Annotated in this window: 22 protein-coding genes and 1 riboswitch; all 22 genes read left to right on the top strand. The window is 55.4% G+C overall.

Annotated elements, in window-relative coordinates; all coding sequences use genetic code 11:
- Window positions 1–301 precede the first annotated feature (301 nt).
- The 22 genes from hslO to asrC all read left to right on the top strand — a co-directional run bounded on the left by hslO (window position 302) and on the right by asrC (window position 23,920).
- On the top strand, window positions 302–1,198 hold the full coding sequence (gene hslO / locus ACFWUB_RS00870; protein ID WP_020310936.1) for an Hsp33 family molecular chaperone HslO: 897 nt from the start codon (window positions 302–304) through the stop codon (window positions 1,196–1,198).
- Between the two features lie 21 nt (window positions 1,199–1,219).
- Window positions 1,220–2,014 (top strand): S-methyl-5'-thioadenosine phosphorylase, encoded by a 795-nt coding sequence (mtnP, locus tag ACFWUB_RS00865; protein ID WP_302681260.1) that lies wholly within the window; start codon window positions 1,220–1,222, stop codon window positions 2,012–2,014.
- Window positions 2,014–3,060: an S-methyl-5-thioribose-1-phosphate isomerase gene (mtnA, locus tag ACFWUB_RS00860; protein WP_416184019.1), complete on the top strand. Its 1,047-nt coding sequence runs from the start codon at window positions 2,014–2,016 to the stop codon at window positions 3,058–3,060. The genes mtnP and mtnA overlap by 1 nt, the downstream gene beginning before the upstream one ends.
- 27 nt (window positions 3,061–3,087) lie before the next feature.
- Window positions 3,088–4,329, top strand: a complete 1,242-nt coding sequence (locus ACFWUB_RS00855) for an adenosylhomocysteinase (protein WP_014016682.1) — start codon at window positions 3,088–3,090, stop codon at window positions 4,327–4,329.
- Between the two features lie 18 nt (window positions 4,330–4,347).
- Window positions 4,348–5,628: an amidohydrolase gene (locus ACFWUB_RS00850; RefSeq protein ID WP_370854330.1), complete on the top strand. Its 1,281-nt coding sequence runs from the start codon at window positions 4,348–4,350 to the stop codon at window positions 5,626–5,628.
- A gap of 187 nt (window positions 5,629–5,815) precedes the next feature.
- A complete protein-coding gene (locus ACFWUB_RS00845; RefSeq protein ID WP_020310941.1) occupies window positions 5,816–6,907 on the top strand; it encodes a M48 family metallopeptidase in 1,092 nt (363 codons plus the stop codon).
- Between the two features lie 203 nt (window positions 6,908–7,110).
- Window positions 7,111–7,542 (top strand): nuclear transport factor 2 family protein, encoded by a 432-nt coding sequence (locus tag ACFWUB_RS00840; protein WP_020310942.1) that lies wholly within the window; start codon window positions 7,111–7,113, stop codon window positions 7,540–7,542.
- Between the two features lie 94 nt (window positions 7,543–7,636).
- Complete coding sequence (locus ACFWUB_RS00835; protein ID WP_292282380.1) at window positions 7,637–8,104, top strand: GNAT family N-acetyltransferase; 468 nt, start codon at window positions 7,637–7,639, stop codon at window positions 8,102–8,104.
- A gap of 252 nt (window positions 8,105–8,356) precedes the next feature.
- Window positions 8,357–8,605, top strand: a complete 249-nt coding sequence (locus tag ACFWUB_RS00830) for a hypothetical protein (protein ID WP_020310944.1) — start codon at window positions 8,357–8,359, stop codon at window positions 8,603–8,605.
- Between the two features lie 293 nt (window positions 8,606–8,898).
- Window positions 8,899–10,596, top strand: a complete 1,698-nt coding sequence (locus ACFWUB_RS00825; RefSeq protein ID WP_292298951.1) for a carbon starvation protein A — start codon at window positions 8,899–8,901, stop codon at window positions 10,594–10,596.
- Window positions 10,597–11,163: 567 nt separating this feature from the next.
- Window positions 11,164–11,262, top strand: a riboswitch (SAM riboswitch).
- A gap of 78 nt (window positions 11,263–11,340) precedes the next feature.
- The gene (gene cysK / locus ACFWUB_RS00820; protein ID WP_020723820.1) at window positions 11,341–12,273 is read left to right on the top strand and encodes a cysteine synthase A; all 933 of its coding nucleotides are present in this window, start codon (window positions 11,341–11,343) and stop codon (window positions 12,271–12,273) included.
- Window positions 12,274–12,305: 32 nt separating this feature from the next.
- Window positions 12,306–13,352, top strand: coding sequence for a sulfate ABC transporter substrate-binding protein (locus ACFWUB_RS00815; protein ID WP_292106210.1), 1,047 nt, complete (start codon window positions 12,306–12,308; stop codon window positions 13,350–13,352).
- A gap of 12 nt (window positions 13,353–13,364) precedes the next feature.
- Window positions 13,365–14,210 (top strand): sulfate ABC transporter permease subunit CysT, encoded by an 846-nt coding sequence (gene cysT, locus ACFWUB_RS00810; protein WP_292298945.1) that lies wholly within the window; start codon window positions 13,365–13,367, stop codon window positions 14,208–14,210.
- Window positions 14,211–14,225: 15 nt separating this feature from the next.
- Window positions 14,226–15,056: a sulfate ABC transporter permease gene (locus ACFWUB_RS00805; protein WP_416184018.1), complete on the top strand. Its 831-nt coding sequence runs from the start codon at window positions 14,226–14,228 to the stop codon at window positions 15,054–15,056.
- Between the two features lie 14 nt (window positions 15,057–15,070).
- On the top strand, window positions 15,071–16,132 hold the full coding sequence (locus ACFWUB_RS00800; protein WP_020310952.1) for a sulfate/molybdate ABC transporter ATP-binding protein: 1,062 nt from the start codon (window positions 15,071–15,073) through the stop codon (window positions 16,130–16,132).
- A gap of 16 nt (window positions 16,133–16,148) precedes the next feature.
- Window positions 16,149–17,846, top strand: coding sequence for an adenylyl-sulfate reductase subunit alpha (locus ACFWUB_RS00795; RefSeq protein ID WP_416184017.1), 1,698 nt, complete (start codon window positions 16,149–16,151; stop codon window positions 17,844–17,846).
- On the top strand, window positions 17,830–18,144 hold the full coding sequence (locus tag ACFWUB_RS00790) for a 4Fe-4S dicluster domain-containing protein (protein WP_020310954.1): 315 nt from the start codon (window positions 17,830–17,832) through the stop codon (window positions 18,142–18,144). Before ACFWUB_RS00795 ends, ACFWUB_RS00790 begins: the two co-directional genes overlap by 17 nt.
- Before the next feature lie 104 nt (window positions 18,145–18,248).
- Complete coding sequence (cysD, locus tag ACFWUB_RS00785; RefSeq protein WP_343224142.1) at window positions 18,249–19,151, top strand: sulfate adenylyltransferase subunit CysD; 903 nt, start codon at window positions 18,249–18,251, stop codon at window positions 19,149–19,151.
- A 1-nt stretch (window position 19,152) separates the two neighbouring features.
- A complete protein-coding gene (locus ACFWUB_RS00780) occupies window positions 19,153–20,847 on the top strand; it encodes a sulfate adenylyltransferase subunit 1 (protein WP_416184016.1) in 1,695 nt (564 codons plus the stop codon).
- Window positions 20,848–21,031: 184 nt separating this feature from the next.
- Window positions 21,032–22,051, top strand: coding sequence for an anaerobic sulfite reductase subunit AsrA (gene asrA / locus ACFWUB_RS00775; RefSeq protein WP_020723818.1), 1,020 nt, complete (start codon window positions 21,032–21,034; stop codon window positions 22,049–22,051).
- The gene (gene asrB / locus ACFWUB_RS00770; protein ID WP_020310956.1) at window positions 22,044–22,856 is read left to right on the top strand and encodes an anaerobic sulfite reductase subunit AsrB; all 813 of its coding nucleotides are present in this window, start codon (window positions 22,044–22,046) and stop codon (window positions 22,854–22,856) included. Before asrA ends, asrB begins: the two co-directional genes overlap by 8 nt.
- Window positions 22,857–22,930: 74 nt before the next feature.
- Entirely contained in the window at window positions 22,931–23,920 is a 990-nt protein-coding gene (gene asrC, locus ACFWUB_RS00765) for a sulfite reductase subunit C (RefSeq protein WP_416184015.1), read from the top strand.

Here is a 23,920-nt window from a genome sequence, read left to right as displayed (position 1 = left end):
TTCGCAGGTGGCCGGTCGCAGTTCGCAAAAAAAACGGCCTGGGTGGCCGTATTGTAGGGGCTTCCTGTAGGAAGCCCGCCAGAGAGATTCGACCACAGCTGATTCGAGTATAATGGCAGGCTTTTACGAGCCACGAGTCACGAACCACGAGCCACTATTTTTTCACGAGACGAGGGTCACTCTAGGCGGCCTGCGACCGGCGGGGCCGATAGGCTCCCCAACACATGCAAAAGGCACTGGCTAGGTCTGCACCGATGTTGTATAATAGAGACTGGATTTGTAAAGAAAGGATAGAACATACATGATTACACGCAACCAGATCATTCATTATACATCGGATGAGCTCATCCGGGTATCTATTGCCTTGACGACGGGTATCGTCGAGAAGGCACGGCAGCGCCATAATTTGTCGCCTGTGGCTAGTGCGGCTCTGGGCCGGACGATGACCGGCGCAGCCCTGTTGGCTGGCGATTACAAGAACCACGAAGGCGTTTCCCTGAAGGTCGCTGGTGACGGGCCCTTAGGCGCCGTCCATGCAGACTGCTTCGATACGAATAAGCTCCGCGGCTATGTAGACAATCCGCAGGTCGACCTGCCGCTGAAGGTCAATGGCAAGCTCGATGTGGCAGCCGGTGTCGGCCAGCACGGCCAGTTGACGGTGACGCGTTTCACGCCGGAAAAGACGACTTATACGAGCCAGGCCGATTTGGTGTCCGGTGAAATTGCCGAAGACATCGCTTACTATCTGTTCACATCGGAACAAGTGCCGTCGACGATCAGCCTGGGCGTCCTGGTCAGCCAGGATTACACCATTGCTGCAGCCGGCGGTTTCCTCGTCCAGGCCCTGCCGGGCGCGAAGGATGAAGACCTGGCCCGTGTCGAAGCCAATATCACCCAGGTCGGTGCTTTGACGACGTATTTGCAGGACCATCCCAATGGTGAAGGCCTCATTGACATCATCCTCAGCGGTATGCATTTCAAGGAACTCTACCGGCAGAATCTGTACTGGCGCTGCACGTGCTCGCGCCAGCGCTTTGAAAATGCTCTGTTGTCCCTGCGCCAGGAAGATAAGGAAGCCCTCTTGAAGGACCCGCAGGTGGAAATGACCTGTCAGTATTGCGGGGCCAAATACGTATTGTCTCACGATGAACTGGCAGCGCTGTATGAAGCGGCTGCCCAGCGCCATAAGAAGAATTGATTCTCCGAAGGAGGTTTTACGATGGGACTCATTGCCATCATCGGCGGTACCGGTGTCTGCGACCCGAAGATTTTGTCCAATGTCCATGAAGACTATATGGATACCTTTTACGGGACCATTCATTATTGGCAGGGGACGTATAAGGATAAGGAACTCGTCTTTTTGCCCCGCCACGGCCGGAATCATTCCATTCCGCCGCACCTCATCAATTACCGGGCCAATATCCTGGGCTTGAAGCGCCTGGGCGTCACGGCCATCTTGTCGACGACGGCTGTCGGCTCGCTGAACCGCGATGACAAGCCGGGCGATTTCGTCCTGACCGACCAGTTCCTGGATTTCACCAAATGCCGTCATACGTCGTTCTTCGACGGTGGCGAAAACGGCGTCGTCCACGTGGACATGACCGAACCGTACTGCCCGACCCTGCGCCGGACCGTAGCGGCTGCGGCTCAGGCCCTTGGCGGTTATACGCTCCATGATAAGGGAACTTATGTCTGCACGGAAGGGCCCCGCTTCGAAACGCCGGCTGAAATCAGGATGTATGAAAAGCTCGGCGGCGATTTGGTCGGCATGACCAACGTCCCCGAAGTCTGCCTGGCCAGGGAAGCGGAAATCTGCTATGCCACGATTTCCATGGTCACCAATTTTGCCGCCGGCATTTCGCCGACGCCCCTGACCCATGAGGAAGTCGTCAAAGCTATGGCTGAGAATTCCCAGCGCCTGCAGCAGCTCATCCTGAAGAGCATCGAATTATATGATAATGAGGACTGCGCCTGCCGCCACACCCTGCAGGCTTATGGAGGGTTTACGGTATAATGGATACACTGCGCTGGCAAGCGGGCACGCTGTTCCTCCTGGATCAGACGAAGCTGCCCTTTGAAGAAATCTATCTGCCCTGCCAGACGTGGCAGGACGTGCGCCAGGCCATTTCCGTCCTGGCTGTCCGCGGGGCGCCGGCTATCGGCGTCGCTGCGGCCTATGCCGTCGTCCTGGCGGCGCGGCCCCTGTGCCAGAAAGGGGGAGATACGCCCTTTTTGACGGACCTGGAAGCTATCTGCCGGGACCTCGATGCGGCCCGGCCGACGGCGGTCAACCTGCACTGGGCCCTGACCCAGATGATGGCTTGTGCCCGCCAGCATGAAGCCGACGGTGCTGAAGCCACGACGGCAGCCCTGGAAGAAAAGGCCGTGGCCATCCATAAAGCCGATATTGCCATCAATACGGCTATGGCCCGGTTCGGGGCCGACGAGCTGGAAAAGATAGGCCGTCCTTTGACGCTGCTCACGCACTGCAATGCCGGTGCCCTGGCTACGGCCGGTGTCGGCACGGCGCTGGGCGTCATCCGCGAGCTCCATCGCCGGGGCCTGGTGTCCATGGTCTACGCCGATGAAACGCGGCCCCTCCTGCAGGGCGCCCGCCTGACGGCTTTCGAGCTCATGGCTGACCATATCCCGGTGACGCTCATTACCGACAACATGGCGGCCTGGACGCTCAAGACGAAAGGCGTCGATGCCATCATCGTCGGTGCCGACCGCATCGCCGCCAATGGCGATACGGCCAATAAGATCGGGACTTACGGCCTGTCCCTGATGGCCCGGGAACTGGATATTCCCCTGTACATCGCCGCGCCGGCTTCGACTTTCGATTTGTCCATTGCCGACGGCAGCCAGATTCCTATTGAAGAACGGAATCACGATGAAGTCCGTTCTTTCCGGGGTGCGGCGGCAGCCCTCCCCGAAACGCCCGTCTTCAATCCCGCCTTCGATGTGACGCCTCATGAAAATATCCGCGCCATCGTGACGGAACAGGGCATCATCCACCGGCCGGATGCCATATCCGTACCGGCGTTTTTCCAACACTAATTCATTACAGAAAGAGGTCTTACTCGTATGGAATCTATTATTCGCGATATCAAGTTAGCTAAAAGCGGTCATGAAAAAATCAGCTGGGTCGATCGTCACATGCCGGCCCTCAATGCCATTGGCGACAAACTGAAAGCCGACCAGACCTTTAAAGGCAAAACGATTTGCGTCAGCGTCCATCTCGAAGCCAAGACGGCCTATTTGGCAGAAGTCCTTCATCGCGCCGGCGCCAACGTCATCGTCACCGGCAGCAACCCCTTGTCCACGCAGGACGACGTCGCTGCAGCCCTCGTCGAAGATGGCTTGACCGTCTATGCCTGGTATGGCGCAACGGACGAAGAATACTTCGATTTCCTCAATAAATCCCTGGACCATCATCCGGACATCATCATCGACGACGGCGGCGACCAGGTCCATCTCCTGCACACGACGCGGGCCGATGCCATGGAAAATCTCCTGGGCGGCACGGAAGAAACGACGACAGGCGTCAACCGTCTCCACGGCCTCGACAAAGCCGGCGAATTGAAGTTCCCCATGGTCGCAGCCAATGATTCGTACTGCAAATACCTCTTTGATAACCGCTACGGCACAGGTCAGTCCACGTGGGACGGCATCATGCGCACGACGAACCTGACCGTCGTCGGCAAGAAAGTCGTCGTCGCCGGCTATGGCTGGTGCGGCAAGGGCTGCGCTATGCGTGCCAAAGGCCTGGGCGCTCATGTCATCGTCACCGAAGTCGACCCGATCAAAGCCATCGAAGCCGTTTTCGACGGTTTTGAAGTCATGCCCATGGCTGAAGCCGCTAAAGTCGGCGATATCTTCGTCACCCTGACTGGCGACAAGGACGTCATCCGCGGCGAACATATGAAGAACATGAAAGACGGCGTCGTCCTGGCCAATGCCGGTCACTTCGACGTAGAAATCAACAAACCCGAATTGGAAGCCCTGGCAGTCCGCCACTTTGAAGCCCGCCACAACATCGAAGGCTATGAACTCCCGAACGGCCATGTCATCAACCTCCTGGCTGAAGGCCGCCTGGTCAACCTGGCTGCCGGTGACGGTCATCCGGCTGAAATCATGGACCTGTCCTTTGCCGTCCAGGCCCTGGCTGCTAAATACATCCTCGAACACCATGCCGAACTGGGCAATCATGTCTATGTCCTGCCCCATGAAATCGACACGGAAATCGCCAAGATCAAACTGGCTTCCATGGGTTATGCCATCGACACGCTCAGCGAAGAACAGCGTAAATATTTGAATCTCGACTAAGGACCAGGAGGGGAAACGATGAAAAAACTGATTCAGCACGTAGCCCTCTACCAGGACCACGGCGTCTTAGAAGGCCAGAACATCGCCATCGACGGCTCGCGCATCACGGGATTTCCCGAAGCGCCGAAGGCATCGGATTACGACGAAGTCATCGACGGCAAGGGCATGCTGGCCCTGCCGGGTTTCGTCAACACCCATAACCATGTAGCCATGACGGTCTTCCGCAGTTATGCCGACGACATGCAGCTCATGGACTGGCTGGAAAAGAAAATCTGGCCGGCTGAAGCCAAATTGACAGACGATGTCATTTACGCCCAGTCCATGCTGGGCATTGCCGAAATGATCCGATGCGGTACGACGGCCTATGCCGATATGTACGACCACATGGACCAGGAAGCCCGCGCCGTCGAAGAATCGGGTATCCGCGCCTGCTTGTGCCGCGGCAGTATCGGTATCGGGCCGAATGCCCAGGCCGGCCTCGATGAAAACCGCCAGCTCTTCCTCGACTGGCACGGCAAGGCCGATGGCCGCATCACGGTCATGATGGGGCCGCATGCGCCGTATACGTGCCCGCCTGATTATCTCCATAAATTCGTCGACCAGGCACGGGAACTGGGAGCCGAAATCCATATCCACCTCAGCGAAACTAAGGGGGAAGTGGAAAACATCAAGCAGCAATACGGCAAGTCGCCCATCGCCCTGATGGATGAAATCGGCGTATTGGACTGCGGCTGCCTGGCTGCCCACTGCGTCTGGGTCGATGATGACGATATGGATATCATGGCGGCAAAGCACGTCCGCGTCGCCCACAATCCGGGCAGCAACCTCAAGCTGGCCAGCGGCATCGCGCCGGTCCCCAAGATGCTGGCCAAAGGCATCACAGTCGGCCTCGGTACCGATGGGGCATCGAGCAACAACAACCTGGACATCGTCGAAGAAATGCGCCTGACTACGCTCATCCACAAGGCCAATACCCTGGACCCGCTGGTCATCCCGGCCGAAACGGCCATCAACATGCTGACCGAAGGCGGCGCCAAGTGCCTGGGCTACAAAGACGTCGGCAAATTGGAAACAGGCTATAAAGCCGACATCACTCTCGTCGACCGCGAAGGCCTGCACTGGTACCCCAAGAACGACACCCTGAGCCTCATGGCCTACAGTGCCAACAGCATGGATGTCGATACGGTCCTGGTCAACGGCGAAGTCCTCTTGCGCCATAAAGAATTCACCAAACTGGACATCGAAAAGATCAAAGCCGAAGCCGAACGGACCCGGAAGAAACTCTTTGCCCAGATTTAGTTTTAGTGGTTCGTGACTCCTGTAGGGGGCTTGCACGTGGCAAGCCCGCCGCAGGTTATGTTGGAATTTCCTCATTAGCTTTTTGGGGGAGAATCGTACATATCCTGACCTTATTAAGCCTTGCAAGTCCACCCTTTCCTTGTATAATGGAAGTATAGATTTCCAGTACAGGGGAAGGGTGATTTTTATGCATATGAAGAAAAAAATAGCCGCTGCCTGTGTGGCAGCCATGGCCGCGTTCTCACTGCCTATGGGCATCGTGCCGGTCCAGCCGGTCCAGGCTGACCTCATTACCGATGTCATCGGCGGCTTCCAGGTGAAATCGGCCTTGAGCAAGCAGATCAAGCACTATGACACGACCAAAGAAGGACAGAGCGAGATTTACCAGTCCGTCACCAAGCAGACCGGCGTCCTCAATAATTCTTATTACGATGAACGGCTGGCTTCTATCATGAACCGCCTCAGCGCCAGCATCGCCCAGACGGACCCCAGCATCAAGACCTTGCCCTACCGCTGGTATGTCAGCCCGGACACGACGTTCAATGCGGCCTGCACCATGGGCCACGTCATGGTCGTCAATAAGGGCATGTTCGACCTGGTCAGCAACGATGATGAAATCGCCGTCGTCTTAGGCCATGAAATGGGCCACGGCCAGAAACACCACGTCGCCAATTCGACGCAGAAGAAGGTCAATGTCGAAATCGGCAAGATGGTCCTGGCCGATACGATTGGCGGCTCGGGCCTGAACAACCTCATCCTCAACACGGTCAGCAATCAGATTGAAACGGTCCATATCGACAGGGCTGCCGAATGGGAAGCGGACAACCTGTCCTTCGGGTATATCACCCGTGCCGGCTATAATCCCGGTGCGACGGCCGCCATCTGGCAGCGGGTCATGGAAAAACAGGGCGATAATGCCAGCAACTTTGTCGGTGAAATCTTCTCTCCCTCTGACCATCCATCGAATCAGGAACGGCGCGACAATTATGCCAACAAGCTCTATGAAATGAGCGGCAAACACGCCAGCGTCAAAGACGGCACGGTCTACGTCAACGGCAACAAATTCATCAAGCCCGCAGCCACGTCCAGCATGAGCAGTGCCGAACGGTCCTATTTCGTCCTGGGCAACCTGGCCGCAGCCTACCAGAACGGCCACAGCAAGCAGCAGGCCACGGCGTCCGGCGGTACGCTCTACTTGGGGGCGCAGAACATCATGACGCCGGTCAACGGCGACCCGTCGGCAGAAGAATTGGCGACGCAGCTCAATAAAATTAAATAATGACTGAAACGAATAGTAAAGGGCGGAATCGCCAGGTACTATGTATATTTTATATCTATCACCTGTAGTAAAATACAGGTGATTTTTTTTTGAAATTTGATGATAATTTACAATAAAGGTAACGTACCATACTGGTTTACAAAAAGGCACTTTTTCAATTACAATAAAAGATGACATTTAGGAAAAGGAGGCGATGCCTTTTTATGAAGACTTCATCGACGCGGCGCAGTCTGATTGCCTTGGCGCGCCGTATTTTACATTCCTATTTCGCCTCATCCAGCCTGGACCTGCTCTTGGCTTATCTGGCGCCCGATGTCGTCTGGCTCGGCGCCGGCCGGGAAATGAGTGCCGAAGGGCGGCAGCGGGTCGGCGATATCTTCCGGGCCAGTGCCAACCGGCTCATCCCCTGTGTCATGAGCCAGGAAACGTACCGGGCCAAGGAACTGACGGAGGACTTGTGGCTGGTTGAGGGTTCGTGTCAGCTGAGGGCCGACTCGTCGTATAAGGTCTATCTGCAGGAATATCAGCGCTGTACCTTCATTTTCACCGTCAAGAAGCGCTTGTCCCAGCTCTATCACCGCTTCGGCGTGACCAATCGGACCAGCCTGATCCATAAATTCAAGGGCAAGGCCTGAAGGCTGTCTGTTGCGGCAGGCGGCGATGGCCTGTATAATGGAGAGAAAATAGATAGGAAAGAGGAGATTGTTTATAAAAATCAGGACGGCTACGATGGCCGATTTAGCCGCTGTGGCGGCTGTAGAGAAAGCCTGCTTCCCGCCGGCAGAAGCGGCGACGGCCGATGAATTCCGGGACCGCCTGGCCCATTATGCGGCCCATTTCTGGCTGCTCTTCGATGAAAAGGGGGACCTCGTGTCCTTCGTCGACGGCATGGTGACGGATGAACGGGATTTGACTGACGCCATGTACGCTCAGGCGGCCATGCATGACGAAAAGGGGGCCTGGCAGATGATTTTCGGCGTCAATACCCTGCCTTCGTGCCGCTGCCATGGCTATGCCGGGAAGCTCCTGGAAGCGGCCATTGCCGACGCCAGGCAGCAGGGACGACAGGGCCTGGTCCTGACCTGCAAAGACAAGCTCCTCCCGTACTATGCGAAATTCGGCTTCCAGAACGAAGGCATCAGCGCCTCCGTCCACGGCGGCGTCACATGGTACCAGATGCGGCTGACTTTTGAGTAGCCGTCGTACGAGCCCCTGCAATATAAATACAAATTTTAAATTTGTCCCTCCTGCTGGATAGTTTGTAGTGCAGAGTTTGTAGAGGATGGTTTTAAATTTAAAGCCTTCACTAAAAACTACAAACTGCAAACTTAATACTCAACAAGGGCTGTCGCATGTGCGACAAGCCCTTGTTTAATCCATGAAAAACGTGTATAATTAAAGTTAGTATGATGATTTTTATGTATGTCGACAGGGGAGATGTGTTTGTTCATGAATAAAACGATCGTTACGTCTATTTTTGTCGTATTGGCCTTATTGTTATCGACGACGTGGGACTTGCTGGCTGTCAAGATCTTGCTGACAGGCTGTCTCATGGGCTGGCTGGCCCGGACTATCGTCGCCAATTTCCAGGCCAATGCCAAAAAAGCCGCTGCCCGTAAGAAGCGGGTTCGCCGTCCGCGTGCGGCCCAGCACCGTCAGGCCAGCCAGACGAGCCAGGCCAGCGTATCCGGGCACTGAGGATGAAAAAAACTGAAATCCATAAAATATAAATAATTGTCACATTGACATGTAATATGTTAAAGGGATTAAACGAAATCATAACGTTTAATCTCTTTTTTATTCTTAAAAAATATAAGTAAAACGCCGACGATGACTTAATAGTATATTTGACAGGCCCTTTTAATCGTGTTATACCGTACACATGCGCAGAAGCGAAGATGTATTTTATGGCATTCATTTTTATTTACCTTAACATCTTCAGCTCCTCCGCACAGATCCATTTGTTTTTTGGGAGTATAGGAGGAATTTCTATGAATGGTGTTGTTTTAGTCACTTGTGCTATCGTCATCCTGGCGGTAGCCTATCGGTTCTATGGCAAGTGGCTGGCTAAGACGTGGGGCATCGACCCCAACGCCCTGACGCCGGCCCATCGCCTGGAAGATGGCCAGGATTATACGCCGTCTTCTAAGTTCACGGTCTTTGCCAATCAGTTCTCGTCCATCACCGGTGCCGGCCCCGTCACGGGCCCGATCATCGCCGCTGCCTACGGCTGGCTGCCGGCTTTCTTATGGCTCATGATCGGCGGCGTCTTCTTCGGTGCCGTCCAGGACTTCGCAGCCCTCTACGCATCCATGAAGAATGACGGCAAATCCATGGGCGTCCTCATCGAAAAGTACATCGGCACGACGGGCCGCCGCCTGTTCCTGCTCTTCTGCTGGGTCTTCAGCCTGCTGGTCATCGCCGCTTTCGGCGATATCGTCGCTACGACGTTCAATGGCTTTGCCAAGGATGGATCCATGGTCCTGCCCAATGCGGCTGCCGCTTCCATTTCCATGCTGTTCATCTTCGTCGCCATTGCCTTTGGCCTGTTCATCAAGAAGTTCAATCCCAGTGAAAAAGTACGCTTCGTCATCGCCATCGTCCTCTTGATCGCCATGCTCTATGTCGGCATCGACCTGCCGATTTACCTGGACCGCATGACCTGGCTGTACATCATCTTCGCTTATATTTTCTTTGCTTCCATCATGCCCATGTGGCTCCTGAAACAGCCGCGCGACTACATCAGCGCCTTCCTGCTGCTCATGATGATCGCCGGCGGCGTCATCGGTATCTTCATCGCCCAGCCGACGCTGAATATGCCGGCCTTCACGTCCTTCTCGGTCGGCGGCAAGGATTTGTTCCCAATCCTGTTCATCACCATCGCCTGCGGTGCCGTTTCCGGCTTCCACAGCCTCGTTTCGTCCGGTACGTCGTCGAAGACCCTGGATAAGGAACAGGATTCGGTCTTTGTCGGCTACGGTTCCATGTGCGTCGAATCGGTCTTAGGCGTCGTTTCCCTGGTCATCGCCTGCGCTGCCGCTTCCAACGGCCACGTCGCTTCGGGCACGCCGTTCCAGATCTTCTCCGGCGCCGTCGCTGGTTTCTTCACCATGTTCGGCCTGTCCCAGACGGCAGCTGCCTGCATCATGACCATGTGCGTATCGGCCCTGGCCCTGACGACCCTCGATGCCGTCGGCCGTATCGGCCGTATGTCCTTCCAGGAACTGTTCAGCGTCGATGAAGGACAGGAAATGAACACGATCCAGAAAATCTGCGTCAATAAGTATTTTGCTACGGTCATCACTTTGTTCTTCGGCTTCCTGCTCTGCTTAGGCGGCTACATGAACATCTGGCCTCTCTTCGGCTCGGCCAACCAGCTGCTGTCGGCCATGGTCCTCATCTGCCTGACGGTCTTCCTCAAGACGACAGGCCGCAAGAGCTTCATGCTCTACATCCCCATGGTCGTCATGTTCTGCGTTACCATGACAGCCCTCGTCGAATCGGCTTATGCCCTGATCATCAAGATTGCCTCGGGTAACTGGTCGTTCCTCATCGAAGGACTGCAGTTCGTCCTGGCCATCGCCCTCATGGTCCTGGCCATCTCCATCGTCTACCACTGCGGCAAAGAACTCGTCCACGCCGACAACAAAACGGCCCATCACGACGCCCAGCCCACGGCGACGCATTGAGGGTGTTAGCGGTCAGCCGTCAGCTGTACGAAGTTTGCAGTTTGCAGTTTTTAGTGAATGGTTTTAAATTTAAAGCCATTTACTAGCCACGAGCCACTAACTACTAACCACTTAAAAGGGCCTGTCGCACGAAGGCTTCTGCCATCATGCAAGGCTCCTTTCTCTTTAAAGTTTGTAGTACAGAGTTTGTAGTTTATAGAAGAAAGTTTTAAATTTTTTACCATTTGCTGCAAACTAAAAACTACAAACTTAAAACTCAAAAAAGGGCCTGCTGTATATACAACAAGCCCTTTTTACTTATAAAAAATATAATTTATAAAGTTAAATTCCTATCTAAAGCCATAGGTATAACGTTTACATTGTAAAATATGAAAGTTTTTGCTTAAAATCCCTTGACAATATACTCTGTAAAGTGTACACTCTTGGTAACGTTTCCGATAGGAAGCTATTCATTTTAGTCATCAAAGAGGTATGTTATCATGGGGTACTTAAAAAATTTGACCATCATGTGTTGTATGATATGATCGTATTGTACAACCATTCATAAGGACAATACAATACGAAACCTATTCATCCAGAGCAGCTGAGGGACTGGCCCGATGACGCTGCGGCAACCTACGTAGGTAAGGTGCCAATTCCAGCAGGAAATAACCTGGCAGATGAAGTCATGGGCATACGTCTATTTATAGCGCCATCTGCATCAGCAGGCGGCGCTTTTCTTTTTGCCAAAAAGGAGCTGAGTACATGGAGCATGTGGCAACGTATTTGACAGAGCTGATTGGCAACACGCCGCTCTTGGAACTGACTCATTGGCAGGCTCGGCACGGCCTCAAGGCCCGCGTCCTGGCCAAGCTGGAGTACATGAACCCCTTGGGCAGCGTCAAGGACCGCGTAGCGGCAGCCATGATCGACGAAGGGATACGGCAGGGGAAGATCAACAAAGATACGGTCATCATCGAACCGACGAGCGGCAATACCGGCATCGGCCTGGCCCTGGTCGCCGCCGTGAAGGGCCTGCACCTGATCTTGACCATGCCCGATACGATGAGCCTGGAACGGCGTAAGATCGTGTCGGCCCTGGGGGCGGAAATCGTGCTGACACCGGGCATCGAGGGGATGCGCGGCAGCATCGGCAAAGCCGAAGAATTGAGGGATTCTTACGGCAATGCCTTCATTCCCCAGCAGTTCGACAATCCGGCCAATCCGGCCATCCACCGCCAGACGACGGCGGAAGAAATCTGGCGCGACACGGACGGCAAGGTAGATATCTTCATTTCGTCCGTCGGCACAGGCGGCACCATCACCGGTACGGCCCAGGGCCTGAAAGGCCATAAGCCGGACGTCCAGATCGTCGCCGTCGAGCCGAAAGATTCCGCCGTCCTGCACGGCGGCCGGCCGGGCCCGCACGCCATTCAGGGGATTGGCGCCGGGTTCATCCCGAAAGTTTTGGATATATCTCTCGTAGATGATGTGATCGACGTATCCAATGAGGACGCCTACGGCCGGGCCAGGGAAGTCGCCAAGACCGACGGCCTTTTGGTCGGCATTTCGTCCGGTGCGTCGCTGCAGGCGGCCCTGGAACTGGCCAGCCGGCCGGAAAACGAAGGCAAGACTATCGTCGTCCTCCTGCCGGATGGCGGCGAACGCTATTTATCGACGGCTTTATTTGAGGGGTAAGGAATCTAAGTCGGTATAGAGGGGGAAAGAAAATGAACAAGAAGCGCATCATAGCTATACTGGCTTTTTCGGCGGCACTCGCCGTCGCCGGGGCCCTGGCTGGCTGCGGACGCAGCGATGACGCCGGGGGCGGCGGCACGATGACGCTGACCAATGTCTCGTATGATCCAACCCGTGAGTTATATAAAGAATACAATGAATTATTCCAGCAGCACTATCGTGAGACGACAGGCAAGGATATCCGCATCATCCAGTCCCATGGCGGATCGGGCAGTCAGGCCCGGTCGGTCATCGAAGGCAGCAAGGCCGATGTCGTGACCCTGGCCCTGGCCCACGATGTGTCGCTCATCGAAAGGGCCGGCCTCATCCATGAAGGCTGGCAGGGGGATTTCGCCAACGATTCGGCGCCGTACACGTCGACCATCGTCTTCCTGGTCCGCAAGGGGAACCCGAAAGGGATACGCGACTGGGACGACCTGGTAAAGCCCGGCGTGAGCGTCATTACGCCGGACCCGAAGAGCAGCGGCGGCGCCTGCTGGAACTTCCTGGCCGCCTGGAGCTGGGGCCTTGACCATTTCGGGGGAAATGAAATCAAGACCCGGGCCTTCATGACCGACTTGTACCGCAATGTGACGGTCATGGATTCCGGCGCCCGCGGCTCGACGACGACCTTTGTCGAAAACGGACAAGGTGACGTCCTTATCGCCTGGGAAAACGAAGCGCTTTATTCGATGCGCGAATATCCCGATAAGTTCGACCTCGTCGTGCCCAGCATCAGTATCCTGGCCCAGCCCAGCGTGGCTGTCGTCGACCGCCTGGCCCGGCGCAAGGGTCATGAAGAGGCGGCTCATGAATACCTGGCCTACCTCTATTCCGATGAGGCCCAGGAACTGGCCGCCAAGAACGGTTTCCGGCCGTCTAATCCGGATATCCTCCGGCGTTATGCCGACCGCTTCGATCTCAAGGTCAAGCTGACCAAGATCAGCGATTTCGGCGGCTGGGAGGCTGCGTATGTTAAATTTTTCAACGACGACGCCTTGTTCGATAAGATCATGGCCGACGTCAACGGCGATGCATAGGAGGGGAGCCGGATGAAACACTTTTTTGCCCGTTCCGGCGGGCGCAATCAGATTATTCCCGGCTTCGGCCTGTCCATGGGCATGACCCTTACCATGTTGTCCCTGCTCATCCTCATCCCGCTGGCGTCGGTCCTGGCGCACTCCCTGCAGCTGACGGCCAATGACTATGCCAAGCTCATCACCAACAGCGGCATCCGCAACGCCTTCATCACCAGCATTTCCTGTTCTGTCCTGGCGGCTTTGGTCAACTGCGTCTTTGGCTTCATCCTGGCCTGGGTCCTGGTCCGCTACGATTTCTTCGGGAAACGTCTCTTGAACGGCGTCATCGAACTGCCCTTTGCCTTGCCGACGGCTGTCGCCGGCATCACCCTTTCCAAGCTCTATTCCGATACGGGCTTCTTCGGAAGTTTCTTTGCCAGCTATGGCATCCAGATCGCCTATACCAAGATCGGCCTGACCATCGCCATGGTCTTCGTCGGCATCCCGTTCGTCGTCCGCTCGATCCAGCCGGTCCTGGAGAAGCTCGACCCGACGTATGAAGAAGCGGGCAGCATGCTCGGCGCGTCGCAGTTCACCATTTTCCGGCGCATCATCTTCCCGGAACTGCGGCCGGCTCTGTTGACGGGCTTCGGCCTGGCTTTTGCCCGGGGCCTCGGCGAATACGGCAGCGTCATCTACATTTCTGGCAACAGTGCCAAGCATCATACGCAGGTCGTTTCTTACGTCATCATGCAGAAGCTCAATTGCGTCGATTACGCCAGCGCCACGGCCATCGCCCTGGCCATGCTGGTCATCGCCTTTGTCACACTGTTTTCTATCAATATGATCCAGGTCCATCAGGCCCGGCGCGTCCAGTAGAGGAGGGGAGCCATTATGAAACACAGTAAGACGGAAATCGCCTTGCTCACGATCAGCGTCGTCTTCATCGTGGTCATGCTCATCGTTCCCCTCGTGTCGGTCCTCACCAACTCGCTGGCCGAAGGCTGGGACTTTTACGTACAAGCCCTGACGAAGCCATACGTCCTGTCGGCCCTGCGCCTGACCCTGATTGCCACGGTCGCCGCCGTCATCGTCAATACTATCGTCGGCCTCGGTGCGGCCTGGGCTATTTCCAAATTCGACTTCCGGGGCAAGCATTTCCTGACGACCCTCATCGATATACCCTTTTCCATCTCGCCGGTCATCGCCGGCCTGGCCTTCATCATGACCTTCGGCCGCATGGGCTGGATCGGTCAGTGGATCGAAGTCCTCAACGACTACTGGGGGACGGATATCCAAATCGTCTTTGCCGTTCCCGGCGTCATCTTGGCGACGATTTTCGTCACCTTTCCCTTCGTCTTCCGGGAAATCATCCCCGTCCTCAGTACCAACGGGCGCGATGAAGAGGAAGCGGCGGCCCTCATGGGAGCCAGCGGCTGGACTATTTTCTTCCGCATCACCCTGCCGCAGATCAAATGGGCCCTGCTCTACGGCATCGTCCTCTGCACGGCCCGGGCGCTGGGCGAATTCGGTGCCGTCAGTGCCTTGTCGAAACTGCGCGGCGAGACTTTTACGCTGCCCCTGGAAATCGACGCCCTCTATCAATCGGGGTCGGCCGATGCCATTACGGCGGCCTTTGCCGTATCGTCACTGCTCGTCTTATTAGCCATCATCGTCCTGCTGCTCCGGACTTTCCTCGAAGCCAAGGCCGATAAAACGTCATAAAGGAGGTGAAGCTCATGTACGTCGAAATGAAACACATCGAAAAGAATTATGGGTCCTTCCACGCGTCGCGCGACGTTTCCTTTGGCATCGACAAGGGCAAGCTCGTCGCCCTCCTCGGTCCCAGCGGCAGCGGCAAGACGACGATCCTGCGCATGCTGGCCGGCCTGGAGAATCCCAACAGCGGCGACATCTTCATCGACGGCCGCCGGGTCAACGACATTCCCGCTGCCAAGCGGGGCATCGGCTTCGTCTTCCAGAACTACGCCTTGTTCCGCTATATGACCGTCTACGACAACGTCGCCTTCGGCCTGGAAATCCAGAAGCGGCCGAAAGAGGAGATACGCCAGCGCGTATTGGAGATGATCGACCTCGTCGGCCTGTCGGGCATGGAAAAGCGCTATCCCAACCAGCTCTCCGGCGGCCAGCGCCAGCGCGTGGCCTTTGCCCGGGCCCTGGCGCCGAATCCCCAGGTCCTGCTCCTGGATGAACCTTTTGCCGCCATCGACGCCAAGGTCCGTCAGGAACTGCGCAACTGGCTCAAGGATACGATTCACCGCGTCGGCATTACCAGCATCTTCGTCACCCACGACCAGGACGAAGCCGTCGAAGTGGCCGATGAAATCATCATCACCAACCACGGCCATATCGAACAGGTCGGGACGCCGCTGGATATTTACCGCCAGCCCAGGACGCCCTTTGTAGCTCAATTTATCGGAACTCCAGTTGTCATCGACAACTGCAACATCCTCACGGGATTCCTGCAAGTCGGAGCGGGCAAACAAGCCATCGTCCGACCGGAGTTCCTTAAAATTTACAAACACGGCACGATGAAACAGTATATCAGCGCTGCTGAAGAAGGGACGGTCGAAGCCGTCGTCTTCCGCGGCAGCCACCTCGACGTGACCGTCCGCATCAAGGGCCTGGCCATCCACGGCGAATATTCCTTCGACGACCCGCCACTGTCTGTCGGCGAGACCGTCCAGGTCCTCATTTACCGCTTGTACGTCCTCGACGGCGACAAGACGTATTTAAAAGAAAACAGCGCCATGACCTCGGCTGACGTTTTCTATATTTAACGAAGGAGTCTATGTTATGCAGATTACCAGCGAGAAGATCATCCATACGGATGTCCTCATCATCGGCGGCGGGACGGCCGGCTGTTATGCCGCCCTGACCCTCCGCAGCCTGTCTGATGCGTCCGTGGTCATCGCCGAAAAGGCCGATATCCGCCGCAGCGGCTGTCTGGCAGCCGGCGTCAATGCCCTGAACGCCTATATCACCAAGGGCCATACGCCGCAGTTCTACGTCGACTACGCCAAGAAAGACGCAGCCGGTATCGTCCGGGAAGACTTGCTCCTCACCATGTCCGAAGGCCTCAACGAAGTCACCAGGAAGCTGGAAGACCTGGGACTGGTCATCTTGAAGGACGAAAAAGGAGAATACGTCGCCCGCGGCACGCGCAACATCAAGATTAACGGCGAAAATATCAAGACCATCCTGGCCGACGCCGTCAAGAAGCTCGATGGCGTCCAGGTCATCAACCATCTGAATATTACCGACTACATCGTCCGCGACAATACCATGGCCGGCGCCCTGGGCTTCGATATGCGCACGGGCACGGCCTATGAAATCCGGGCCAAAGCCGTCCTCTGTGCCACAGGCGGCGCAGCCGGCCTCTACCGGCCCAACAATCCCGGTTTTTCCCGGCACAAGATGTGGTACTGTCCCTTCAACACCGGTGCCGGCTATGCCATGGGCATCCGGGGCGGGGCCGAAATGACGACCTTTGAAATGCGCTTCATCGCCCTGCGCTGCAAGGATACCATCGCGCCGACAGGGACTATCGCCCAGGGCGTCGGGGCCAAGCAGGTCAACGCCCGCGGTGACGTATATGAACAGAAATACGGCCTGACCACGTCCCAGCGCCTGTACGGCACGGTCCGGGAAACGCTGGACGGCAACGGTCCCTGTTATCTCCGCACGGAAGGCATCACGCCGGCTCAGGACGAATCGCTCCTCAAGGCCTACCTCAACATGGCGCCGAGCCAGACTTTGAAATGGATCGAGTCGGGGAAATTGCCGAGTCAGCAGAACGTCGAAATCGAAGGGACCGAACCGTACGTCGTCGGCGGCCATACGGCCAGCGGCTACTGGGTCGACACGAACCGTCAGACGACGATCCGCCACCTCTATGCGGCTGGCGACGTCGCCGGCGGCTGTCCGCAGAAATACGTCACTGGTGCCCTGGTCGAAGGGGAAATCGCCGCCAAGGATATGGTCCGCCAGGGCCTGAGCGATGCATCCGGCCTCGATGAAGCCCAGGAAAAAGCCATCCTCGCCGAAAAGGTAGCCGAATACAACGCCGCCCTCGGTGAGACGGACAGCTTCTTCACTGTGGAACAGCTGGAAGAAGCCATGCAGAAAGTCATGGATACCTACGCCGGCGGCATCGGCAGCCATTACCAGTACAACGAAAAGCAGCTGGCCCTGGCCGATGAAAAGATCGACCAGCTCATGGAACTGGCCGCCCACGTCGGCGCCAGCGATTACCATGAACTGCTCTTCGTCTACGAACTGCGCGAACGGCTGACGGTCTGCAAGGTCCTCATCGCCCACCTGCGGGCCCGCAAGGAAACGCGGTGGCATTCCTTTGCAGAGAACCTCGATTATCCGGAACAGCGTGCGGATTGGCTGAAATACGTCAATTCCCGCATGGACGAAGACGGCCAGGTCCACATGATCTACCGCGATTTAGTACCAGGAGGGGAAACTTATGAGCATACGCATTAAGCAGGAACGCTGTATCGGCTGCGGCCAGTGCATCGACGTCTGCCCGGGCAGCCTCATCGACCGCAACGGCCAGGGCAAGGCCTGGATGCATTATCCCAAGGACTGCTGGGGCTGTGTATCCTGCGTCAAAGTCTGCCCGGTCCAGGCCATCGACTTCTACCTCGGCGCCGATATGGGCGGCCGCGGCAGCACGATGAACGTCACTGCTGACGGCCACTACCTGCATTGGCATATCCATAAGGCCGACGGCAGTGAAAAGACCATCACCGTCGACCGCAAACAGGCGAATTCATATTAATTAGTTTGCCGTTTGTAGTAGCGAGTTTGTAGTAAAAGAGCACCCATTACGGCAAACTGCAGACTATAAACTGGAAACTGCATTTTATCAATAGGGGGATTCATATTATGTGTGCATTATCGCATCTCGACAAGTTAGAGGCCGAAGCGATTTACATCATCCGCGAAGTCGCTGCGGAATGTGAAAAGCCGGTCATGCTCTATTCCATCGGCAAGGACAGTTCTGTCATGCTTCACCTGGCCCGGAAGGCCTTTTATCCGGAAAAGCCGCCTTTCCCGTTCCTCCATGTCAATACGACGTGGAAGTTCAAGGAAATGATCCGCTTCCGCGATGAAACCATGAAGAAGTACGGCCTGCAGCTCATTGAATACATCAACCAGGAAGGCGTCAAACAGGGCGTCAATCCTTTCGATTACGGCGCAGCCTATACGGACATCATGAAGACCCAGGCCCTCAAGCAGGCCCTGCACAAATACGGCTTCACCGCTGCTTTTGGCGGCGGCCGCCGGGACGAAGAAAAATCCCGCGCCAAAGAACGTATCTTTTCCTTCCGCAATGAAGCCCAGGCCTGGGACCCGAAGAACCAGCGCCCGGAAATGTGGAAGCTCTACAATACGCACATCCATAAAGGCGAAAGCATGCGCGTATTCCCCATTTCCAACTGGACGGAAAAAGATATCTGGCAGTACATCAAACGGGAAAACATCGACATCGTCTCTTTGTACTTTGCCAAGGAACGGCCCTGCGTCTATCGTGACGGCAACATCATCATGGTCGACGACGACCGCATGCGCCTCAAGCCGGGAGAAGAAATCATGCACAAGAAGATCCGCTTCCGGACCTTGGGCTGCTATCCTTTGACAGGGGGCATCGAATCCGATGCCGATACGCTGGATGCCATCATCGATGAAACGCTGAGCGCCGTATCGTCGGAACGGACGAGCCGCGTCATCGATAATGAAGCAGCTGGCAGCATGGAACGCAGAAAGAGAGAGGGGTATTTCTAAAATGGATAGAAACGGAAACGGCTTGTTAAAATTTATTACCTGCGGCAGCGTCGATGACGGCAAATCGACACTCATCGGTCATTTGCTCTATGACGCCAAATTGCTCTACGCCGACCAGAAGAAGGCTCTGGAACTGGAAAGCAAGGTCGGCAGCCGCGGCGGGGCCATCGACTACTCGCTGCTCCTGGACGGCCTCATGGCAGAACGGGAACAGGGCATCACCATCGACGTAGCTTACCGTTATTTCAGCACGGACAACCGCAGCTTCATCGTCGCCGACACGCCGGGCCATGAAGAATATACGCGCAACATGGCCGTCGGCGCTTCCTTTGCCGACTTGGCCATCATCCTCATCGACGCCACCAAGGGCGTCCTGGTCCAGACCCGCCGCCATGCCCGCATCTGCGCCCTCATGGGGATCCGCTACTTCATCTTCGCCATCAACAAGATGGACCTGGCCGGCTACAGCCAGGAACGTTTTGAAGAAATCAAGGTCCAGATCGCCAAGCTCCGCGATGAATTGGAACTGGCCAACGTCATCCTCATCCCTGTCTCGGCGACGGAAGGGGACAACGTTACCAAGGCCTCGGCCAATATGCCCTGGTACCAGGGGCCGACCATCCTCGACTATCTGGAAACGGTCAACGTCGAAGAAGACGAAGAAGAAGGCTTTTACCTGCCCATCCAGCGCGTCTGCCGCCCGAACCACACCTTCCGCGGCTTCCAGGGCCAGATCGAAAGCGGCGCCTTGGCCGTCGGCGATACGATTACGACCCTGCCCAGCAAGGAAGAAGCTAAGGTCAAATCCATCCTCATCGGCTTCGATACCGTCGATTCGGCCGTCAAAGGCCAGCCGGTCAACGTCCAGCTCGACCGCGAAGTCGACGTATCCCGGGGCTGCGTCTTTACCAAGGGGACGGACGTCGCCCTGAGTCAGCGCATTACAGCGACCATGCTCTGGATGGATGACCAGGACCTGGCTGTCGGCAAAGAATACGTCGTCAAATTGGGGACCAAGGAAATCGTCGGCGTCCTCACTGATATCGACTACACCATTGACGTCAATACAGGCGAAAAGAAACGCGCTTCGAGCCTTACGAAGAACGAAATCGCCGTCTGCACGCTCTTCCTGCAGGAACCGATTGTCGTCGATACCTTCAGTCATCACAAGGTCCTGGGCGAACTCATCCTCATCGACCGCGTCACCAATATGACCTCGGCCTGCGGCGTCGTCATCGACGTTAACGACACCAACGCCGACCACACCTTCGTCAACGGCTCCCTGAAGGCCCGCGGCGACGTCTTTGAAGACTTCTTCTACGGCATGCAGAGCCTCAATATCACCAAGGCCAAACCGGCCTTCCACCAGTACCACATCGGCGATACGATTCCGACGAAAGGCGAAACCTATGCCTATCCGGATAACTTCGACATCCTCATCCTCCGCGACAAGGTTGCCGTCGAAATCCGCGACGCCAAAGTCGCCAACATTCTGGCCCTCGACGGCTATGCCTATACAGAACAGCCTTTAGTCAACGGCCGCGGCTTTGCCATCAACGTCCATTCGCCGCAGGAATTCGCTGCCTTCAAGGCGGACTACGCCAAGGCCGGGGAAAACTCCGATGCCGAACTCTTCGATAAGTGGATGACCTTTGAAACGTATCGCAAGATTAAATTCCATAACGATTTTGAATGAGTAAAAAGCATAACATTTAGAAAAGTTTAGAAAAAACTGTTGCTACGGCAACAGCTTTTTTCTTTCCCCGCTGTTATCATAAAACCAACGAGGCGGCTTATGATGTCGTCACGGTGTATGTGAAAAAAAGTATTTGTTTATCCATTATATTTATCATTTATTTCTTTAGAAAGAGAGTAACAGCATGGGCTATCAATTAAATGCAGATGCATTGAACACGGTCTTTGCCAAATGGTCGGATACGTATGACATTTACGCTCCGAAACTGTTTGCCGGCACGGGACGTTCTTCGATGCAGGATATCGTACGCTATGGCAAGATTACCAAGCCGGAAGAAATCGTTTGGGACAAACGGTCCGACTACTCGGCAAAAGACGTTTTATTGCCCGTTTGCCAGACGTTGTTCTATTTCAATGAAAATACCGTCACCGAAGCCGAAGCCCCGGAAAAGGGTGCCATCATTTTGCTGCGCAGCTGCGACTTGCACGCCATCAAGCGCTTCGACTACATGTACCTCCAGAACGGTCCGGAAGACTATTATTACAAACGCGTCCGCGACCGCGTCAAATTCGTCCTCATGGGCTGCAGCCAGGAATTCGACAACTGCTTCTGCGTTTCCATGGGCACCAATACCAGCGATAACTACGATGTCGCCTTGAACGTCAAAGACGGCCAGTATTTCCTCGATGTCAAAGATGACGTCCTTGGGAAAGCTGTCAGCGAAGCCAAGGCACCGGAAGTCGACGTCGTCCCGGACCATGTGACGGAAAACAAGCTCCAGGTACACATTCCGGAAAACCTCTCGTCGGCTATCGCCAAATCCCACGTATGGGATGAATACGACAAGCGCTGCATCAAATGCGGCCGCTGCACCCTGGCCTGTCCGACCTGTACCTGCTGGTCCATGCAGGATGTGTTCTTCACGGAAGACCATAAAGCCGGTGAACGCCGCCGTGTACAGACGTCCTGTATGTTCGACGACTATACCCTGGTTGCCGGTGGCCTTTGCTTCCGCAAGAAGGCGGGCGAACGGATGCGCTTCAAAGTGCTCCATAAGACGCTGGAATTCAAACAGCGTTCCGGTTTCCAGATGTGCGTAGGCTGCGGCCGCTGCGATGCCATCTGTCCGGAATACATTTCGCTCAGCCATTGCATCAATGTCAAACTGCCGGAAGGCATGAAGGAGGTCACAGAGAATGAATAACGAATATTTACCGTTCCGTTCGGAAATCTTAGAAGTCATTAAACATGCTGATGTGGAATATACCTTCCGTATGTCCTATGACCGCGGCAAAGAACATCCGGTCAAACCGGGCCAGTTCTTTGAAATCTCTATCCCGAAATACGGTGAAGCGCCCATTTCCGTCAGCGGCATTACCGACCATTCCCTGGATTTCACCATCCGTAAAGTCGGCAGCCTGACCGATGAAATCTTTGAAAACTACGTCGGCGGCCACTTCTTCATGCGCGGGCCTTATGGCAACGGCTTCGACGTCAATATGTTCAAAGGCAAGGAAATCGTCCTGGTCACAGGCGGCTCCGGCTTGTCCCCGGTCCATGGCGTCATCGACTACTTCGCCGATCACATGGACGAATGCAAGAGCCTGACTGTCATCTCCGGTTTCAAATCGCCGGCAGACATCCTCTTCAAAGCAGACCTCAAACGCTGGATTGACGACGGCATGAACTTCATCTGCACCGTCGACAAGGCTCCGGAAGAAGGGGATTACGACGGCCATGTCGGCTTGGTCACCCAGTATATCCCGGAACTGCCCCTCAAGGACTTCGACAACGCCATCGCCGTCGTCGTCGGTCCGCCGATGATGATCAAGTTCTCCATCCAGGAATTGATTAAACTCGGTTTCGATGAAGAAAAAATCTGGCTCTCTGAATCGCGCAAAATGTGCTGCGGTCTCGGCAAATGTGGCCACTGCCGTATTGGCAAAGTCTACGTCTGCCAGGACGGGCCGGTATTCAAATACACCGAACTTCGTACATTGATCGACTAGGAGGCTGATACATTATGGATATGAATTGCGGTAAGTTAAAGAAATACGCTTTCCGGGTAACAAAAAATCGTAATATGGCTTCAGCCCGTGTACGTGTACCCGGCGGTTCCCTGAATGCCAAGGTCCTGGGCCAGGTCCAGCATATTGCCGAAACGTACGGTAATGGCGAAATCCATCTGACCATCCGTCAGGGCTTTGAAATCATGGGGATTCCCTTTGAAAAAGTTGAAGAAGTAAAACAGGCTCTCCAGCCGATCATCGATGAACTCGACATCAATCAGAGCGAACGAGGCGCTGGTTTTGAAGCGTCCGGTACCCGAAATGTCATGGCCTGCGTCGGCAACCGCGTCTGCCCCTTTGGCAACTACGATACGACGGCCCTGGCGAAACGGATCGAAAAGGCTATTTTCCCGAACGACCTGCACGTCAAAGTCGCCCTTACAGGCTGTCCCAACGACTGCGACAAAATCCGCATGCATGACTTCGGCGTCATGGGCATGACGGAACCTCAGTTCGATGCCAGCCGCTGCGTCAGCTGCGGCATGTGCGTCCGCAAGTGTAAACAGCTTTCTGTCGAAGCCTTGCAGATGAAGAATTTCCGTCCTGTCCGCAATGTCGAAAAATGCATCGGCTGCGGCGTCTGTGTCTGGGCCTGCCCGAACCGTGCCTGGACGCGCAGCAAGGAACAGTATTTCCGTATCACCCTTTTGGGCCGTACAGGCAAAAAGAACCCGCGCATGGGCGTCGATTTCATCAAATGGGCCGATGAAGACAGCGTCGTGAAGATTATCTCCAACGTCTATGCTTTTGCCAAGAAATATATCGACCCGACCGCTCCGGGTGGCAAGGAACATATCGGCTACATGGTAGACCGTACGGGTCCGGAAGAATTCATCAAGTTCATCCTCCAGGACGTCCATCTGCCGAAGAAGGCGGAAATCTACCGTCCTCTTAACTGGTCCGGTATCCGCTATGTCGGCTTGAAATCGGAACCGTTCTACGTCGGCAAAGACGTAAATCCGGCCGATCTGGATGTATTCCAGAAACCGTTGCCGCTGAAATAA

It is taken from the genome of Megasphaera sp. (genome assembly GCF_047831605.1).
Lineage (GTDB): Bacteria > Bacillota > Negativicutes > Veillonellales > Megasphaeraceae > Megasphaera > Megasphaera intestinihominis.
Note: the sequence above shows the minus strand (reverse complement) of the source record. Positions and strands in the feature narration are given on the sequence as shown.

Bases quoted from the DNA above. Each gene is read 5' to 3' on its own strand.
- ACFWUB_RS00825 (WP_292298951.1), top strand. From the start codon at position 8,899: ATGAATGGTGTTGTTTTAGTCACTTGTGCTATCGTCATCCTGGCGGTA.
- mtnP (WP_302681260.1), top strand. From the start codon at position 1,220: ATGGGACTCATTGCCATCATCGGCGGTACCGGTGTCTGCGACCCGAAG.
- ACFWUB_RS00805 (WP_416184018.1), top strand. From the start codon at position 14,226: ATGAAACACAGTAAGACGGAAATCGCCTTGCTCACGATCAGCGTCGTC.
- ACFWUB_RS00790 (WP_020310954.1), top strand. From the start codon at position 17,830: ATGAGCATACGCATTAAGCAGGAACGCTGTATCGGCTGCGGCCAGTGC.
- ACFWUB_RS00800 (WP_020310952.1), top strand. From the start codon at position 15,071: ATGTACGTCGAAATGAAACACATCGAAAAGAATTATGGGTCCTTCCAC.
- ACFWUB_RS00795 (WP_416184017.1), top strand. From the start codon at position 16,149: ATGCAGATTACCAGCGAGAAGATCATCCATACGGATGTCCTCATCATC.
- asrA (WP_020723818.1), top strand. From the start codon at position 21,032: ATGGGCTATCAATTAAATGCAGATGCATTGAACACGGTCTTTGCCAAA.
- ACFWUB_RS00855 (WP_014016682.1), top strand. From the start codon at position 3,088: ATGGAATCTATTATTCGCGATATCAAGTTAGCTAAAAGCGGTCATGAA.
- ACFWUB_RS00840 (WP_020310942.1), top strand. From the start codon at position 7,111: ATGAAGACTTCATCGACGCGGCGCAGTCTGATTGCCTTGGCGCGCCGT.
- hslO (WP_020310936.1), top strand. From the start codon at position 302: ATGATTACACGCAACCAGATCATTCATTATACATCGGATGAGCTCATC.
- cysT (WP_292298945.1), top strand. From the start codon at position 13,365: ATGAAACACTTTTTTGCCCGTTCCGGCGGGCGCAATCAGATTATTCCC.
- ACFWUB_RS00815 (WP_292106210.1), top strand. From the start codon at position 12,306: ATGAACAAGAAGCGCATCATAGCTATACTGGCTTTTTCGGCGGCACTC.
- ACFWUB_RS00845 (WP_020310941.1), top strand. From the start codon at position 5,816: ATGCATATGAAGAAAAAAATAGCCGCTGCCTGTGTGGCAGCCATGGCC.
- ACFWUB_RS00780 (WP_416184016.1), top strand. From the start codon at position 19,153: ATGGATAGAAACGGAAACGGCTTGTTAAAATTTATTACCTGCGGCAGC.
- ACFWUB_RS00850 (WP_370854330.1), top strand. From the start codon at position 4,348: ATGAAAAAACTGATTCAGCACGTAGCCCTCTACCAGGACCACGGCGTC.
- asrC (WP_416184015.1), top strand. From the start codon at position 22,931: ATGGCTTCAGCCCGTGTACGTGTACCCGGCGGTTCCCTGAATGCCAAG.
- cysK (WP_020723820.1), top strand. From the start codon at position 11,341: ATGGAGCATGTGGCAACGTATTTGACAGAGCTGATTGGCAACACGCCG.
- ACFWUB_RS00830 (WP_020310944.1), top strand. From the start codon at position 8,357: ATGAATAAAACGATCGTTACGTCTATTTTTGTCGTATTGGCCTTATTG.
- mtnA (WP_416184019.1), top strand. From the start codon at position 2,014: ATGGATACACTGCGCTGGCAAGCGGGCACGCTGTTCCTCCTGGATCAG.
- ACFWUB_RS00835 (WP_292282380.1), top strand. From the start codon at position 7,637: ATGGCCGATTTAGCCGCTGTGGCGGCTGTAGAGAAAGCCTGCTTCCCG.
- asrB (WP_020310956.1), top strand. From the start codon at position 22,044: ATGAATAACGAATATTTACCGTTCCGTTCGGAAATCTTAGAAGTCATT.